The organism is Streptomyces sp. NPDC043738, from assembly GCF_056436545.1.
This window is the reverse complement of the sequence record NZ_JBWKCJ010000005.1, coordinates 300227-315461: the sequence shown is the minus strand read 5'-3', so window position 1 is coordinate 315461 and position 15235 is coordinate 300227. Positions and strand designations below refer to the sequence as shown.

The window sequence follows — 15235 nt, the reverse complement described above, 5'->3', positions numbered from 1 at the left end:
TTTCGATGTAGCGCTCAACACAACACGGCCAAGCCACCAGGAAGGGGGGAAAAAACAAAACCAAGGCGGGCCCCCCCCCCCCGCGGGCGGGGGCGCCCCCCCCCGCCGTCGCGCGTGGGGCCTCACTGCGCCCCGATCGCCTCCAGCATGTTCAGCCGGGCCGCCCGGCGGGCCGGCCACAGTGCCGCCAGCACCCCCACGACCAGCGCGATCAGCAGGAACAGCCCCAGCCTGCCCCACGGCAGCACCATCTCGTACGTCGGGAACGACGAGCCGACCAGGCTGCCGCCGGCCCAGGCCAGGAAGATCCCCACGCCCATGCCGAGCACCGCGCCGAACAGCGAGATGACCACCGACTCCAGCCGCACCATCTGCTTGATGCCGCTGCGCGCCAGGCCGATCGCCCGCAGCATCCCGATCTCCCGGGTCCGCTCGAACACCGACATCGCCAGGGTGTTGACCACGCCGACCACCGCGATGATGACGGCCATGCCCAGCAGCCCGTAGACCATGTTCACGACGGTGTCGATCTGGCCGGCGTTCTCCTTGCGCAGGTCCTCGCGGCTCTGGACCTTCAGCAGCGGGCTGTCGCCGAGCGCGTGCCGGATGTCCTTCACCAGCGCGGGGGAGGTGCCGCCGGCGGCCTTGACCAGCAGTTCGTCGTTCTTGGACCGGGGCAGGTGCGGGTCGACCAGCGACACGTCGCCGAAGGCCTCGCCCAGCGCCTCGTTCTCCTTGTAGACGGCGGCGACCTTCAGCTTCGTCTTCTTCTCGTCGAAGCTGACGCTCACCGTGTCACCGAAGCGCCAGCCGTGCTCCTTGGCGCCCTTCTCGGAGACGGCGATGGCGCCGGTGGCCCGGACGGCGTCCAGCGAGCCCTGGGTGAAGGTCAGCCGGGCGACCTTGTCGATCTGGGTGAGGTCGGTGCCGCGCAGGTAGCCGAAGCCGCCGTCGCCGGGGGCGCCGTCGCCGGTGCTGAAGCCCGTGCCGCGCAGCGGAGCCATCGCCGCCACGCCCGGCACCTTGGCGACCTTCTTCGACAGGGCGGGGTCCAGGCCGACATAGGTCGAGGTCGTCACCTTGTAGTCGGCGGCCAGCCCGTTGGCGGCCATCTTGTCCATGCCCAGCTGGGCGGAGTGCCCCACGACCGTCATCCCGGTGATCAGAGTGAGCCCGATCATCAGCGCGGACCCGGTCGCCGCCGTACGGCGCGGATTGCGCAGCGCGTTCTCCTTGGCCAGCTTGCCGCCGACCCCGAACAGCCGGATGGTGACCAGGCCGGCCAGCGAGACCAGCGGACGGGACAGCAGCGGCGCCAGGATGATCACGCCGACCAGCGTCAGCATCGAGCCCAGCATGGCGATCGGCAGATCGTCACCGGACTTCAGGGTGGAGACATAGAGCATCACCGCGACGCCCAGCCCGGTGATCACCGCGCCGATGGTGTTGCGCAGGACCAGGCTGCGCATCGCGGGCGGCGCCTCGACGCTGCTCAGCGCCTCCACCGGCGCGATCTTCGCCGCCTTGCGGGACGGCAGCCAGGCGGCCAGTACGGTCACCACGACGCCCACCGCCAGCGCGGCGCCCACCGTGGACGGGCTGATGACGACCGGCCCGTCCGGGAAGCCCGCGCCGTTGGCGTCCAGCACCGCCCGCAGCCCCACCGCGATCCCGAGGCCGAGCGCGAAGCCGACGACCGAGGAGATCAGGCCGAGCAGCGCCGCCTCGGCGAGCACCGAGCGCACGACCTGCCGGCGCGAGGCGCCGACCGCGCGCAGCAGCGCGATCTCGCGGCTGCGCTGGGAGATCAGCATGGTGAAGGTGTTGGCGATGATGAACACCCCGACGAACAGGGCGATACCGGCGAAGGTCAGCAGCGTCTGGCTCAGCGCACTGTTCTGCTGGGCGATCATCCGGGACTGCTCGGCGGCGAGCTCGGCGCCGCTGGTCGCCTCGGCGCGGCCCTTGGGCAGCACCTCGCGGACCTTCGCGGTCAGCGCCCGCTCGTCGGTGCCGGGCGCGGCGGCTACGATCAGCTCGTCGAACTGGCCGGGGTGCAGATACAGCCGCTGCGCGGTGGCGGTGTCGAACAGCGCCAGGCTGCCGCCCGCGGTCACCTGCGGATCGTCGCTGGCCACGATGCCGACCAGCTTCTTCTTCAGCACCGGACCGTCGGTGGCGAACCGCACGGTGTCCCCGAGCCGGACGCCGGCCGCCTTCGCGGTGCTCTCGGCCAGCGCCATCTCGCCGCCGCCGGCCGGAGCGCGGCCCTGGAGGAGCGGATAGCGGCTGTCCTTGCCGTCCTTGCCCGGCTGGTAGTTGACGGCGCGGTTCTGCCAGCCGTTGCCGACGGGCTGGTCGTCGGGGCCGGCGAGGGTGGCCTCGCCGGTGACGTTCGCGCGGACGGAGGCGACGCCCGGCAGTGCGCGGATGCGGTCCGCGAGCCGGTCGTCGAGGGCGGTGGCGCGCTTGCCGTCCTTCTCCGCGTCGACGGCATCGGGCGCGTCGGGGTCGCCGTCGGTGGCCTGGACGGAGACGGCCACGTCCTTGAGGTTCTTGGCGGAGGCGTTCTTGACGGCCTCGCCGACGCTGTCGCTGAAGATGAGGGTGCCGGCGACGAAGGCGACGCCGAGCAGCACCGCCAGCGCGGTCATCATCAATCGGGCTTTGTGCGCAAGGACGTTGCGCAGGGCAGTACGGAGCATGGTGGTGGTGTCAGTCCTGGGTCCGGTTCTCGGGATGAAGGGCCGCGCCCGGGGCACGGCGGGGGGCGCGCGGCGCCCGCGTGGGCTCGTTCGGCCCCGGCTAGCTCGTCCGGCCCTTGGCGTCGAACAGCCGCATCCGGTCCAGGACGGCGTCCGCGGTCGGCTCGTGGAGCTCCTCGACGATCCGGCCGTCCGCGAGGAAGACCACCCGGTCCGCATAGCCGGCCGCGACCGGGTCATGGGTGACCATCACCACCGTCTGCTCCATCGCCCGCACCGACTCGCGCAGGAAGCCCAGCACCTCGGCGCCGGAGCGGGAGTCGAGGTTGCCGGTCGGCTCGTCCGCGAAGATGATCTCCGGCTGGGCGGCGAGTGCCCGGGCGACCGCGACCCGCTGCTGCTGGCCGCCGGAGAGCTGCGCCGGCCGGTGGGCGAGGCGCCCGGACAGGCCGACGGTCTCGATGACGGCGCTGAGCCACTCCCGGTCGGGCTTGCGGCCCGCGATGTCCATCGGCAGCGTGATGTTCTCCAGCGCGGAGAGCGTCGGCAGCAGGTTGAACGCCTGGAATATGAAGCCGATCTTGTCCCGGCGCAGCCGCGTCAGCTGCTTGTCGTTGAGGGACGCCAGCTCCACGTCGCCGATCCGGGCCGAGCCGGCGGAGATCGTGTCCAGGCCCGCCATGCAGTGCATCAGCGTCGACTTGCCGGAGCCGGACGGGCCCATGATGGCGGTGAACCGGGCCTTGCCGAACTCGACCGAGACGGAGTCCAGCGCCACGACACGGGTCTCCCCCTGGCCGTAGACCTTGCTCAGCTCGGTCGCGCGGGCGGCGACGCCGGCGGCGGCGCGGGTGGACGTGGGGAAGCCGGGAACGGCTGCCGCGTGGGACACGGGTACTCCTGGGAAGGGGACGGAAGATTCGACCGTCCCATTCTTTCTGCGCAGGTCAGCGCCTACCTCAGCCCGGAGGACCGAAAGCCGCACCGGCCGGAAGTGCCATCACCGCCCCCGGTGTCATCCTCTGGGGGGACGCCACTCCGCCCTGGGGCCGACGGGATCCCTCGGGGATGCCCCGGATCCCCGGGGCCGCTACGGGCCGACCCGCTTCCAGAACTCGGCCAGGATGTCCTCGACAAAGGCGCGCCCCGCCTGCCCGGACTCCCCGGTGCCGTCCCCGCCGCCCCAGTTGAGCGTAGCCGTCATCGACGCCTGATAGTCGGCGTGCAGCTCCTGCAGGACGTCCTGGACGTCCTCTTTGGGGAGGGAGGTGAGCTTGCCGACCGGCCGGACGTAGGCCTGCCAGCGGGTGGTGACGGCGCTGGTCAGCAGCTCGGTCAGCTTCTCGGCGCGGCCTGTGAAGCGGAGCAGCGCGGGCAGCGGCAGCTTCAGCGTCCGGGCGAGCGCCGCGGCCTGCCGGTCGTTGCCGCGCCAGGGCCCGCCGGCCTCCAGCCGCTCGTACGCGGCCTGGTCCATGCCGATGGCCAGCGCCAGGCCGTCCGGGGACAGGCCGTGCGCGAGGCGGTATTCGCGCAGGGTGCCCGGCGCGCCCAGCAGGTCGCCGGGCGCGCACCACAGGGCGCCGGCCAGCGCGGTCAGCTCGGACTCGGTGGGGGCGGCCTCCCCCAATTCCCAGGACGCCACCGTCGCCGGCGATATCTGTATTCCGAAGGCGGCCCAAATTCCGTAGGCGACATGGGCGGGCGTCATGCCGAGGTTCTCGCGGAAGCGGCGGGCGGCCTCGGCGTTGAAGGGGGGCCGGCGCGGCTCTGCGGCGTGCGTGTTCACCGGCACACGGTAGGTGACGGAGTGGCTGGATACCTATGGTGCGGATAACCAAGGTTGAATGTCGTAGGAAGCTACTAACTGGACCGTTTTACCCGGCCGGCAGGGAGCCGTTTTCCGGTATCGGGCCGCTCACCAGCGCCATCGAGGCCACCGAAGTTTCACCGGCCTTCACTAGCCCTTCACTGCCCCGCCGAGCGCGAAGCCGCCGCCCAGTCGCCGCGAAATAAGGATGTACAGCAGGACGACCGGTGTCGAGTAAAGGATCGAAAATGCCGCGAGTTCACCGAAGGCAATGGCGCCGTAATTGCCGAAGAAATTGAAGATGCTCACCGAGGCGGGCAGCTGCTCCGGCGAGAGCAGCAGCATGAAGGGTACGAAGAAATTGCCCCACATCATGATGAAGGTGTAGATCGCGACGACGCCGAGACCGGGCCCCATGAGCGGCAGGATCACCCGCAGCAGCGTCTGCGCCCAGGAGGCGCCGTCCGTCCACGCCGCCTCCTCCAGGACCATCGGGACCCCGTCCATGAAGTTCTTCATCAGCCAGATGGCGAACGGGAGTTGGGCGGCGGCCAGGAACAGCGCGGTGCCGTGGCGGGTGTCGATCAGGTCGACCTGCACGAACAGCCCGTAGACCGGGACCATCACCGCGGTGATCGGCAGACAGGTCGCGAACAGGATCGTCAGCAGGTACGGGCGGGTGAAGCGCGAGCGGTAGCGGGACAGCGGATAGGCCGCCAGCGCCGCGCAGACCACCGTGAGCAGCGTGGCGCCGCCGCAGATCAGCAGGCTGTTGAGCATCGGGGTGAAGGTGATCTCGTCGGTCAGCACCGCCGAGAAGTTCGCCGTCGTCGGGGACTTGGGAATCCGCACCCGCAGCGTCGCCTCCGCGTCCAGCGACGACAGCACCAGCCAGACCAGCGGCACGGCGAACGCCGCCGCCACGGTGAGCGCTCCGGCGTCGGCTGCGATCCGGTGGCGGACCCGGCGGGGCAGCGGCACGGCTTCAGACCTCCTCGCGCAGCAGGCGCAGATAGACCACCGAGAACAACGCGCCCACCAGCAGCAACAGCAGCGCCACCGCGGTGCCGTAGCCGATCAGCGACTTCAAGAACGCCTGGTCGTACATGAACACCGGCAGCGTCTGGCTGCGGCCTCCGGGGCCACCCCGCGTCATCGCCCAGATGAGGCCGAAGACGGAGAGCGTCTGCAGGGTGTTGAGCATCAGATTGGTGCCGATGGAGCGGCGGATCATCGGCAGCGTGATGTGCCACAGCCGCCGCAGCCCGCCCGCACCGTCGACCTCGGCGGACTCGGTGACCTCCCGCGGGATCCCGGAGAGCGCCGCGGAGTAGATCAGCATCGAGAACGCCGTACCGCGCCAGACGTTGGCGAACGACACGGCCAGGACGGGCAGTGTGAACAGCCAGTTCTGGGTGGGCAGATGGAGCCACTCCAACAGGGCGTTGAGGGTGCCGCGCCGCTCGAAGAAGGTGTAGAGCAAGAAGCCCGCGACGATCTCCGGGAGCACCCATGCGGTGATCACCATCGCGCCGGTCAGCGACCGTACGGGCCGCGAGGCGCGGCGCAGCAGGCCGGCCAGCGCCAGCCCCAGGGTGTTCTGTCCGAGGATCGAGGAGAGCACGGTGAAGACCAGGGTGAGCACGACCGCGTTGCGGAACGCCGGATCGCCCACGGCGTGGCGGAAGTTGGCCAGCCCGACGAAGGACGCCGACTCCTGGCCGGTCAGCTGGGTGTCGGTGAAGGCGATCCCGACGCAGTAGCCGATCGGGCCGGCGAGGAAGAGCAGCAGCAGGACGGTGGCGGGGACGATCGGGGACCAGCGCAGCAGCCGGCTGCGCACCGGGACGGCGCGCGGCGTACGGGCGGCCGCCGTGGCCCGCGCGGCGGCGCCGGCCGTCATGGCTTGGCGACCGTCCGGCCGTCCACGAGGGACCCGAGCGCCTGGTCGTAGTCCTTGGCGGCCTTCTGTGGCGAGGAGTCGTCGGCGGTGACCGCCTCCATCGCCTCACCGATCGCCGCGGCGACCTTCGGGTAGGCGGGCAGCGCCGGCCGGTATTGGCTGATCTCGACCAGGCCGGTGAAGAAGCCGATGCCGGGTACGGACTTCAGATACCGCGGATCGGCCGCGACGTCCTTGCGGACCGCGATCTGCGCGCCGCGTACGCACCACTCCAGCGCGTTGGCCCTGGTCTGGAAGGTTTTGATCAACTTCCAGGCCAGCTCGGGCTGCTGGGCCCTCTGCGGCACCGACCAGGTCCAGCCGCCGGCCAGGCTGACCTTGCCCGGCGGGGCGCCGTGCTGGGTGGGGAACGGCGCCTGGCCGAGCGTCGTCGACCACTCGGGCCAGGGGTTGCCGCCGCCCGTCTTCTGCCACTGCTGGCCCAGCCAGGAGCCGTCGAGGTCGATCGCGAGCTTCTCCTCGGGCAGCAGCTCGGCGGCCACGTTCGTCTGGATGTTGGGGCTGAGGGCGTCGGAGACCTCGGGCCCGAGCCCCTCCTTGTAGACCGTGTCGATGAAGGTCAGGCTGTCCTTGAAGCCCTTGGTGCCGGTGACCCACTTCTTGCTCGCCGGGTCGTAGAGCTGGTGCTCGCCGGTGCCGTACAGCAGCATCTCGAAGCCCTGCATCACGGCGGCCTCGCCCGCGCCCTTGCCGGTGAAGACGTTCAGCGGGACGACCCCGGGGACCTCGCGCTTGACGGTCCGGGCGGCGTCCAGCACCTCGGCCCAGTTCCTCGGCCGCCAGTCGGCGGGCAGTCCGGCCTTCTTGAAGATCTTCTTGTTGAACCACAGTCCGCGGGTGTCCGTACCGTCCGGGACGCCGTAGGTCTTGCCGTCCTGGCCCCTGGCCGCGGCCTTCGCGGCCGGCTGGAACTGCCGCCAGTCGTCCCAGCCGTCGAGGTAGCCGTCCAGCGGCCGCAACAGCCCCGCCTTGATGTCGGAGTTGACCAGGAAGGTGTCCTCGTAGACCAGGTCCGGCGCGGTCCTCGGGGAGCGCATCATCTGCTGGATCTTGGTGTAGTAGTCGTTCTCCGACGCCTGGATCGGGATGAGCCGGACCTTCTTGCCGGGGTTGGCCTTCTCGAACTGCCGGGCCACCAGGCGGATGTAGTCGTCCCGGACGGTGACCTTGGCGTTGGTGTCCTTGATGAAGGCGACCTTGACGGTGTCGCCGTCGCTCCCGGACCCGCCGCCGCAGGCGGTGAGCGTACCGGCGGCCACGACGGCGGCGGCGAGCAGAATCAGCGGGGCGGTGGGGCGCACGGCACGACCTCCAGCGACGAACCACGGTCAACGGCGACGGTCAACTGGCCACGGTGTACTGCCAGCTGAAAGTAAGTCACCGATCACAGCGGGTCAATGCCCCGACCAGCGGTAGCGCAATTCGGGGCGGCCGACCTGGCCGTACTGCGGGGCGCGGGCGGCCCGGCCGCTCTCCACGAGGTGTTCGAGGTAGCGGCGCGCGGTGATCCGGGAGATGCCCACGTCGGCGGCCGCCTCGGTCGCCGTCAGCCCGCTGCCGGAGGCCCGCAGCACATCGGTCACCGCCCGCAGGGTGGCCGCGGTCAGGCCCTTGGGCAGCGCGGCCGGGCGCGGGGCGCGCAGCGCGGCGATCGCCCGGTCCACCTCGTCCTGGCCGCTGGCCTCGCCGGTCGTGGCGCGGAACTCCGCGTAGCGGGTGAGCCGGTCGCGCAGGGTGGCGAAGGTGAACGGCTTGAGCACGTACTGCACCACGCCCAGCGAGACGCCCTCGCGCACCATGGCCAGATCGCGGGCCGAGGTGACCGCGATGATGTCGGCGGTGTGCCCGGCCGCCCGCAGCGTACGCACCAGCTGCAGGCCGTGGCCGTCGGGCAGGTACAGGTCAAGCAGTAGCAGGTCGACGGCGTGCTGGTCGAGGTGGCGGCGGGCGTCGCCCATGGAGTGCACGGTGCCCGAGACGGTGAAGCCGGGCACCCGCCCCACGTACAGGGCGTGCGCGGCGGCGGCCACCGGGTCGTCCTCGACGACCAGGACCCGGATGTCACAGGGGCTCACCGGGCACATCCTCTCGCGGCCGGGCGGCCCCCGCCCGTCGGCCCGCTCATGCCGTCGCCTCCGTCCGCAGCGGCAGCCGTACGGTGAACCGCGCGCCGCCTTCCGGGGCGCGGTCCAGCGCGATGGTGCCGCCGTTGCGCCGTACCGCCTGCTGGACCAGGGCCAGGCCCAGGCCGTGGCCGTGCCCGGGGCCCCGGTCGGGCGCGGGGGCCGGCTGCTTGGTGGTCCAGCCGCGTCGGAAGATCTCCTCGGCGTCGTCCGCGGCCACCCCCGGACCGTTGTCCGCCACCGTCAGCAGCAGCTCGCCGTCGGCCGCCCGCGCGGTGACCCGCACCCGCGGCGACGCGGCGGCGCCGTGTTCCTGCGTGGGGGCGGCGGCATCGATGGCGTTGTCGAGGAGGTTGCCCAGCACCGTCACCAGATCGCGGGCCGGCAGGCCGGGCGGCAGCAGCCCGTCGTCGATCCGGCTGTCGGGCGTCAGCGCCAGCTCGACGCCGCGCTCGTTGGCCTGCGCCGCCTTGCCGAGCAGCAGCGCGGCGAGCACCGGCTCGGCGACCGCTCCGACGACCTGGTCGGTCAGCGCCTGCGCCAGCTCCAGTTCCGCGGTGGCGAACTGCACGGCCTCCTCGGCCCGCCCCAGCTCGATCAGCGAGACCACCGCGTGCAGCCGGTTGGCGGCCTCGTGGGCCTGTGAGCGCAGCGCCTCGGCGAAGCCGCGTACCGAGTCCAACTCGCCCGACAGCGCCTGGAGTTCGGTGTGATCGCGCAGGGTCACCACGCTGCCGCGCTGCTCGCCGCCGGAGACCGGGGAGGAGTTGACCACCAGCACCCGCTCTCCGGTCAGATGCAGCTCGTCGACCCGCGGGCCGGGCGAGTGCAGCGCCTGGGCCAGCGGCTGCGGCAGCCCCAGCTCGGTGACCGGCCGTCCCACCGCGTCTCCCGGCAGCCCCAGCAGCTCCCGTCCGCCGTCGTTGATCAGGGCGACCCTGCGCTGCCCGTCGAGCATCAGCAGCCCCTCGCGCACGGCGTGCAGCGCGGCCTGGTGGTAGTCGTGCATCCGGCTCAGCTCCTGGGCGTTCATCCCGTGCGTGTGCCGCCGCAGCCGGGCGTTGATCACATACGTGCCGGCACCGCCGAGTGCCAGTGCCGCGGCCGCCACCGCGACCAGCGCCAGGACCTGGTCGCGCAGCTGCTCGCTGATCGTCTCGATGGTGATCCCCGAGCTGACCAGCGCGGTGATCCTCCCGCCGCGCAGCGGGTCGTGGACCGGCGCGACGACCCGCACGGACGGGCCGAGCACGCCCATGTGCGTCTCGGGGAAGATCTCGCCGCGCAGTGCCGGACCGATGTGCCCCAGGTACTTCCCGCCGATCGCGGACGGCTCCGGGTGCGTCCAGCGGGTGCCGTCCGGTGCCATCACCACCACGAAGTCGACCCCGGCATCGCGCCGCAGCTGTTCGGCGTACGGCTGGAGCGCCGCGGTGGGGTCCTCGGCGCGGGCCGCCGCGACGACGGCGGGGGAGTCGGCGACGGCGGTGGCCGCCGCGGTCGCCTGCCGCCGCGCGGTCTCCTCCGCCTGCCGACCGGCGCTGACGTACGCGAAGACGGCGCAGCCCACGACGACCGCCGCCACCAGCACGACCTGCATCGCGAAGAGCTGCCCGGCGAGGCTGCGGGGGCCGCGCAGCCGGCGGGGCGGCCGGGGTCGGGGGAGTCGCATACAGAACAGTCTGCCGGGTCACTTTCGCGTGAACGAAATGCACGTAAGGGTGACGGGCGCCACACGGGCGTGCATAGTCGCCGGGACTTGTTGTGCGCCGGAGCCTCCCCCAGTGCCTGAACGGCCTGGGGGCCCAGACCGGGCGCAGAGCCGTAGACGAGGAGACAGCCGTGGCTGCACAGACCCCGCCGTCCGGGGGCACCACCGAGGACAGAGTGCCGGCCAAGCGGGACCGGACCCACTTCCTCTACATCGCCGTCATCGGGGCGGTGCTGCTCGGCATCATCGTGGGCTTCGCCGCCCCCGGTGTGGCCGTCCAGCTCAAGCCGCTCGGCACCGGCTTCGTGAACCTGATCAAGATGATGATCTCGCCGGTCATCTTCTGCACGATCGTGCTGGGCGTCGGCTCGGTGCGCAAGGCCGCCAAGGTCGGCGCGGTGGGCGGACTGGCCCTCGGCTACTTCATGGTGATGTCCACGGTGGCGCTCGCCATCGGCCTGGTCGTCGGCAACATCCTGCAGCCCGGCTCCGGGCTGCATCTGACCGAGACCGTACGGCACGCGGGCCAGGCCCAGACCGAGGGCGGCGGCGAGTCGCTCCCCGAGTTCCTGCTCGGCATGATCCCCAAGACGCTGGTCTCCGCCTTCACCCAGGGCGAGGTGCTGCAGACGCTGCTGGTGGCGCTGCTGGTCGGCTTCGCCCTGCAGGCGCTGGGCTCGGCGGGGGAGCCGGTGCTGCGCGGCATCGGGCACGTGCAGAAGCTGGTCTTCCGGGTGCTGGCCATGATCATGTGGGTGGCGCCGGTGGGTGCCTTCGGCGCCATCGCGGCGGTGGTCGGCGAGACCGGCCTGGACGCGCTGAAGTCCCTGGCCATCATCATGGTCGGCTTCTACGTCACCTGTCTGCTGTTCGTGCTCGTGGTGCTCGGCGCGCTGCTCCGGCTGGTCGCCGGGATCAACATCTTCATCCTCCTGAAGTACCTCGCCCGCGAGTTCCTGCTGATCCTGTCCACCTCCTCCTCGGAGTCCGCGCTGCCCCGCCTCATCGCCAAGATGGAGCACCTGGGCGTCAGCAAGCCGGTGGTCGGCATCACCGTCCCGACCGGCTACAGCTTCAACCTCGACGGCACCGCCATCTACCTGACGATGTCCTCGCTGTTCGTGGCCGAGGCGATGGGCAAGCCGCTCTCGCTCGGCCAGCAGATCTCGCTGCTGGTCTTCATGATCATCGCGTCGAAGGGTGCGGCCGGGGTCACCGGCGCGGGCCTGGCCACGCTCGCCGGCGGCCTGCAGTCGCACCGCCCCGAACTGGTCGACGGCGTCGGTCTGATCGTCGGCATCGACCGCTTCATGAGCGAGGCGCGCGCCCTGACCAACTTCGCGGGCAACGCGGTGGCCACCGTCCTGGTCGGCACCTGGACCAAGGAGATCGACAAGGCCAGGGCGGCCGAGGTGCTGGCCGGCCGGATCCCGTTCGACGAGAAGACGCTGGTCGACGACGCCCACGCCGAGCCGCCCGCCCCAGACGTCGTCGAACCGCGCGACGGCGGCGCGAAGGAGTCCGCCAAGGTCTAGGCTTCCGCTGCGCTTGGCCGGCTTCCCACGTTGTCGGCTGGCCCGCCGTGGGGGTTTCGCTCGGTTCGCCTGCGGCCCCTCCGCTGCGCCTTGCTGCCGCCGGCTCGTCTGGCTTTCGCGCCGTGGCTCCCCACACCACGCGGGAGGGGAGAGGGGGGCGGGCGCCGCACAGGGCGCCCGCCCCTTCGCGTCCGTGGCCGTGGACGCGGGGTGCCGGATCGTGGCGGCCGGCAGGGTGCCGTCACATGCCCTTCGCCCGCTTCAGATAGGCCACCTGCTGCCCCGAATTGCTCGGGGCGGGCACGACCTGGACCAGCTCCCAGCCGTCCTCGCCCCAGTTGTCGAGGGTCTGCTTGGTGGCTTCGGCGGGCAGCGGCACGGTCGCGTACTCCCACTTGGCCGTGGTCTGCGGATCCACCTGAGCGCTTCGGGCCCCGGTGCGGGGGGACACGGCCACGGCCTGGCCGGAGGCGGCGGGCGTGCTGCCGGCGGCCGTCGACTGCTTGCCGACGGGCAGCAACAGCAACAGCACCGCGCTCAGCACCAGCAGCGCTGCCGCGCTGGCCGACCACCAGCGCAGGCGCGGGCCGAAGCGGTCGGATATCGGGCGGGCGAATCGTGGCATGGACGTCCTCCTCGTGGTTGAGGGCCAGGGGGCACCGCGGGAGGGCGGGATCAGGGGGCGCGTCCGGCGGTGTGTGGGGCGGGCCCGGACGGCGGCGAGCGTGGTTCCGTCGCCGAGTCGGGCCTCCGGGGGAGCAGCCGCCATCCGTGGCGCTGCGAACCCGCATGGCGACGGTAGGCGGGCGCGGGCGAGTGCGGCCAACCAGTAGCGCCGAACGGGTGAACGGGCCGGACGGCCCGGCAGGACACCGAAGGGGCGGGCGCCGCACAGGGCGCCCGCCCCTTCGCGATCCGCGGTCCGGCGCTCAGGCCGGGGTGAACCAGACCGTCGCCAGCGGGGGGAGGACGGTCGTGACGGAGGAGCCGCGGCCGTTCCAGGGGGTGGGTTCGGTCTTGAGCAGGTCGGGGTTGGCGACGCCGCTGCCGCCGTAGCGCGGGTCGTCGGTGTTGAGGACCTCGCGCCAGGCGGGGATGTCGTCGGGGACCCCGAGCCGGTAGGCGTGGCGCACGACGGGGGAGAAGTTGCTGACCGAGATCAGGGGGGAGCCGTCGGAGGCGAAGCGCAGGAAGGAGAAGACGTTGTCCTCGCTCGCGTCGCCGTCGATCCAGCGGAAGCCGGCCGGATCGGTGTCCCGCTCCCACAGGGCGGGGGCGGCCGCGTACCGGCGGTTCAGGTCGCGGACGAGATCGCGTACGCCGCGGTGGTCCGGCTCCGCCTCGTAGGACGAGTCCAGCAGCCACCAGTCCGGGCCGTGGCTCTCCGCCCACTCCGCGCCCTGCGCGAACTCCTGCCCCATGAAGAGGAGTTGCTTGCCCGGGTGGGCCCACATGAAGCCGAGGTAGGCCCGGTGGTTGGCCCGCTGCTGCCACCAGTCGCCGGGCATCTTCGACACCAGCGCCCGCTTGCCGTGCACGACCTCGTCATGGGAGATCGGCAGCACGTAGTTCTCGGAGTAGGCGTAGATCATGGAGAAGGTCATCTCGCCGTGGTGGTACTTGCGGTGCACCGGCTCCTTGGAGACATAGCCGAGGGAGTCGTGCATCCAGCCCATGTTCCACTTCAGGCCGAAGCCGAGACCGCCGAAGCCGCCGGGCCCGACGTGGTGGGTGGCGCGGGTGACGCCGTCCCAGGCCGTGGACTCCTCGGCGATGGTGACGACTCCGGGGCAGCGGCGGTAGACCGTCGCGTTCATCTCCTGGAGGAAGGCCACCGCGTCGAGGTCCTCCCGGCCGCCGTGGACGTTGGGCGTCCAGCCGCCGTCCTCGCGCGAGTAGTCGAGATAGAGCATCGAGGCCACGGCGTCCACCCGCAGTCCGTCGATATGGAACTCCTCGCACCAGTACACCGCGTTGGCGACCAGGAAGTTGCGGACCTCGGTGCGGCCGTAGTCGAACTCCAGGGTGCCCCAGTCCGGGTGCGCGGCCCGGGCCGGGTCCTGGTGCTCGTAGAGCGGGCGGCCGTCGAACTCCGCCAGCGCCCAGTCGTCGCGCGGGAAGTGCGCCGGCACCCAGTCCATCAGGACGCCGATCCCGGCCCGGTGCAGCGTGTCGATCAGGAACCGGAAGTCGTCGGGGGTGCCCATCCGGGCGGTCGGCGCGTAGAACCCGGTCACCTGATAGCCCCAGGAACCGCCGAAGGGGTGCTCGGACACCGGCATGAACTCGACGTGGGTGAACCCCAAGTCCTTGACGTACACCGGAAGTTGGTCGGCGAGCTGGCGGTAGGTGAGGCCGGGCCGCCAGGAGGGCAGATGCACCTCGTAGACGGAGAACGGCGCCTGGTGCACCGGCCGCCTGCCGCGCCGGGCCATCCACTCGGCGTCCTGCCAGCGAAAGTGCGACTCGTCCACCACCGAGGCGGTCGCGGGCGGGCACTCGGTCCGCCGGGCCATCGGGTCGGCGCGCACGGTCTTCGAGCCGTCCGGCCGGGTGATCTCGAACTTGTACAGCTCGCCGGCGCCGATGCCGGGCAGGAAGAGCTCCCAGACGCCGGAGGAGCCCAGCGACCGCATCGGGCCGGCGGTGCCGTCCCAGTAGTTGAAGTCGCCGACGACCCGGACGCCCCGGGCGTTGGGCGCCCAGAGGGTGAAGCGGGTGCCGGTCACGCCCTGGTGCTCCATGGTCCGCGCGCCGAGCGCCTGCCACAGCTGCTCGTGCCGGCCCTCGCTGAACAGGTGCAGGTCCAACTCGCCGAGCGCGGGCAGAAAGCGGTAGGGGTCGCGGACGGTCAGGGTGTGTTCGCCGTAGTCGACCAGCAGCTCGTACTCCGGGACGGTGCGCAGCGGCAGCACTCCGGCGAACAGGCCGTCGCCCTCGGAGGGCAGCTCGGCGCGCAGCCCCTTCGCCACGACGGTGACGCTCCGGGCGTGCGGTCGCAGGGCGCGGATGAGCAGCCCGCCGCGTACGGGGTGCGCGCCGAGCAGCGCGTGCGGGTCGTGATGCGCGCCGCCCAGCAGCCGGGCGCGGTCCTCCTCGGACAGGGGGGCGGCGGGCCGCACCCCGTGCGTGCCGGCCGGCGGCTTGGCGTTCCCGGCGCGGGAGCGGGCCGCGGGCCCGGCGGCCGCCCCGGTCGCCGCGGCCTGCTCGGCGCGCGCGGGGGTGGCAGGGGTACGGCCGGACGGCGGCGGTCCGGTGGCGGGAGAGGGGCGGGCGGTCACGAGTGGGGCCTCCTCGGGGGCGGGAAGTCGGTGATTGTGAGGGGCATGACGGAGCCGTTCCGGTCCGGCCGGGGCGGTGGCGGGCGACGGCGATTCAAAAAGGGGCATGG

General features: G+C 71.9%; 11 protein-coding genes. 1 reads left to right on the top strand and 10 read right to left on the bottom strand.

From position 1 onward, the window contains the following. Nucleotides 1-122 precede the first annotated feature (122 nt). The 8 genes from AC0680_RS10475 to AC0680_RS10440 form a co-directional block, all read right to left on the bottom strand. Nucleotides 123-2705, bottom strand: coding sequence for an ABC transporter permease (locus AC0680_RS10475; RefSeq protein ID WP_478626578.1), 2583 nt, complete (start codon nucleotides 2703-2705; stop codon nucleotides 123-125). 100 nt (nucleotides 2706-2805) lie between these two features. After that, complete coding sequence (locus AC0680_RS10470) at nucleotides 2806-3597, bottom strand: ABC transporter ATP-binding protein (RefSeq protein ID WP_384432014.1); 792 nt, start codon at nucleotides 3595-3597, stop codon at nucleotides 2806-2808. A gap of 198 nt (nucleotides 3598-3795) precedes the next feature. Then, complete coding sequence (locus AC0680_RS10465) at nucleotides 3796-4497, bottom strand: XRE family transcriptional regulator (RefSeq protein ID WP_478626577.1); 702 nt, start codon at nucleotides 4495-4497, stop codon at nucleotides 3796-3798. Between the two features lie 165 nt (nucleotides 4498-4662). Beyond that, a complete protein-coding gene (locus tag AC0680_RS10460) occupies nucleotides 4663-5493 on the bottom strand; it encodes a carbohydrate ABC transporter permease (RefSeq protein ID WP_478626575.1) in 831 nt (276 codons plus the stop codon). A gap of 4 nt (nucleotides 5494-5497) precedes the next feature. Next, entirely contained in the window at nucleotides 5498-6415 is a 918-nt protein-coding gene (locus tag AC0680_RS10455) for a carbohydrate ABC transporter permease (RefSeq protein WP_478626573.1), read from the bottom strand. Continuing rightward, nucleotides 6412-7776 (bottom strand): extracellular solute-binding protein, encoded by a 1365-nt coding sequence (locus AC0680_RS10450; protein WP_478626571.1) that lies wholly within the window; start codon nucleotides 7774-7776, stop codon nucleotides 6412-6414. The genes AC0680_RS10455 and AC0680_RS10450 overlap by 4 nt, the downstream gene beginning before the upstream one ends. A gap of 93 nt (nucleotides 7777-7869) precedes the next feature. Next, nucleotides 7870-8559: a response regulator gene (locus tag AC0680_RS10445; RefSeq protein ID WP_478626569.1), complete on the bottom strand. Its 690-nt coding sequence runs from the start codon at nucleotides 8557-8559 to the stop codon at nucleotides 7870-7872. A gap of 37 nt (nucleotides 8560-8596) precedes the next feature. Beyond that, nucleotides 8597-10270: a sensor histidine kinase gene (locus tag AC0680_RS10440; RefSeq protein WP_478626568.1), complete on the bottom strand. Its 1674-nt coding sequence runs from the start codon at nucleotides 10268-10270 to the stop codon at nucleotides 8597-8599. A gap of 170 nt (nucleotides 10271-10440) precedes the next feature. Between AC0680_RS10440 and AC0680_RS10435 the strand changes: the two genes are divergently transcribed. Further along, on the top strand, nucleotides 10441-11844 hold the full coding sequence (locus AC0680_RS10435; RefSeq protein WP_478626567.1) for a cation:dicarboxylate symporter family transporter: 1404 nt from the start codon (nucleotides 10441-10443) through the stop codon (nucleotides 11842-11844). A gap of 241 nt (nucleotides 11845-12085) precedes the next feature. Here AC0680_RS10435 and AC0680_RS10430 read toward each other — a convergent pair whose 3' ends face one another. Together AC0680_RS10430 and glgB are read right to left on the bottom strand one after the other, a co-directional pair. Further along, nucleotides 12086-12262 carry a DUF4177 domain-containing protein gene (locus tag AC0680_RS10430; RefSeq protein ID WP_478626725.1) on the bottom strand — a complete coding sequence of 59 codons (177 nt, stop codon included), beginning with the start codon at nucleotides 12260-12262 and terminating at the stop codon, nucleotides 12086-12088. 511 nt (nucleotides 12263-12773) lie between these two features. Beyond that, the gene (gene glgB / locus AC0680_RS10425; RefSeq protein ID WP_478626565.1) at nucleotides 12774-15233 is read right to left on the bottom strand and encodes a 1,4-alpha-glucan branching enzyme; all 2460 of its coding nucleotides are present in this window, start codon (nucleotides 15231-15233) and stop codon (nucleotides 12774-12776) included. Nucleotides 15234-15235: the final 2 nt, after the last annotated feature.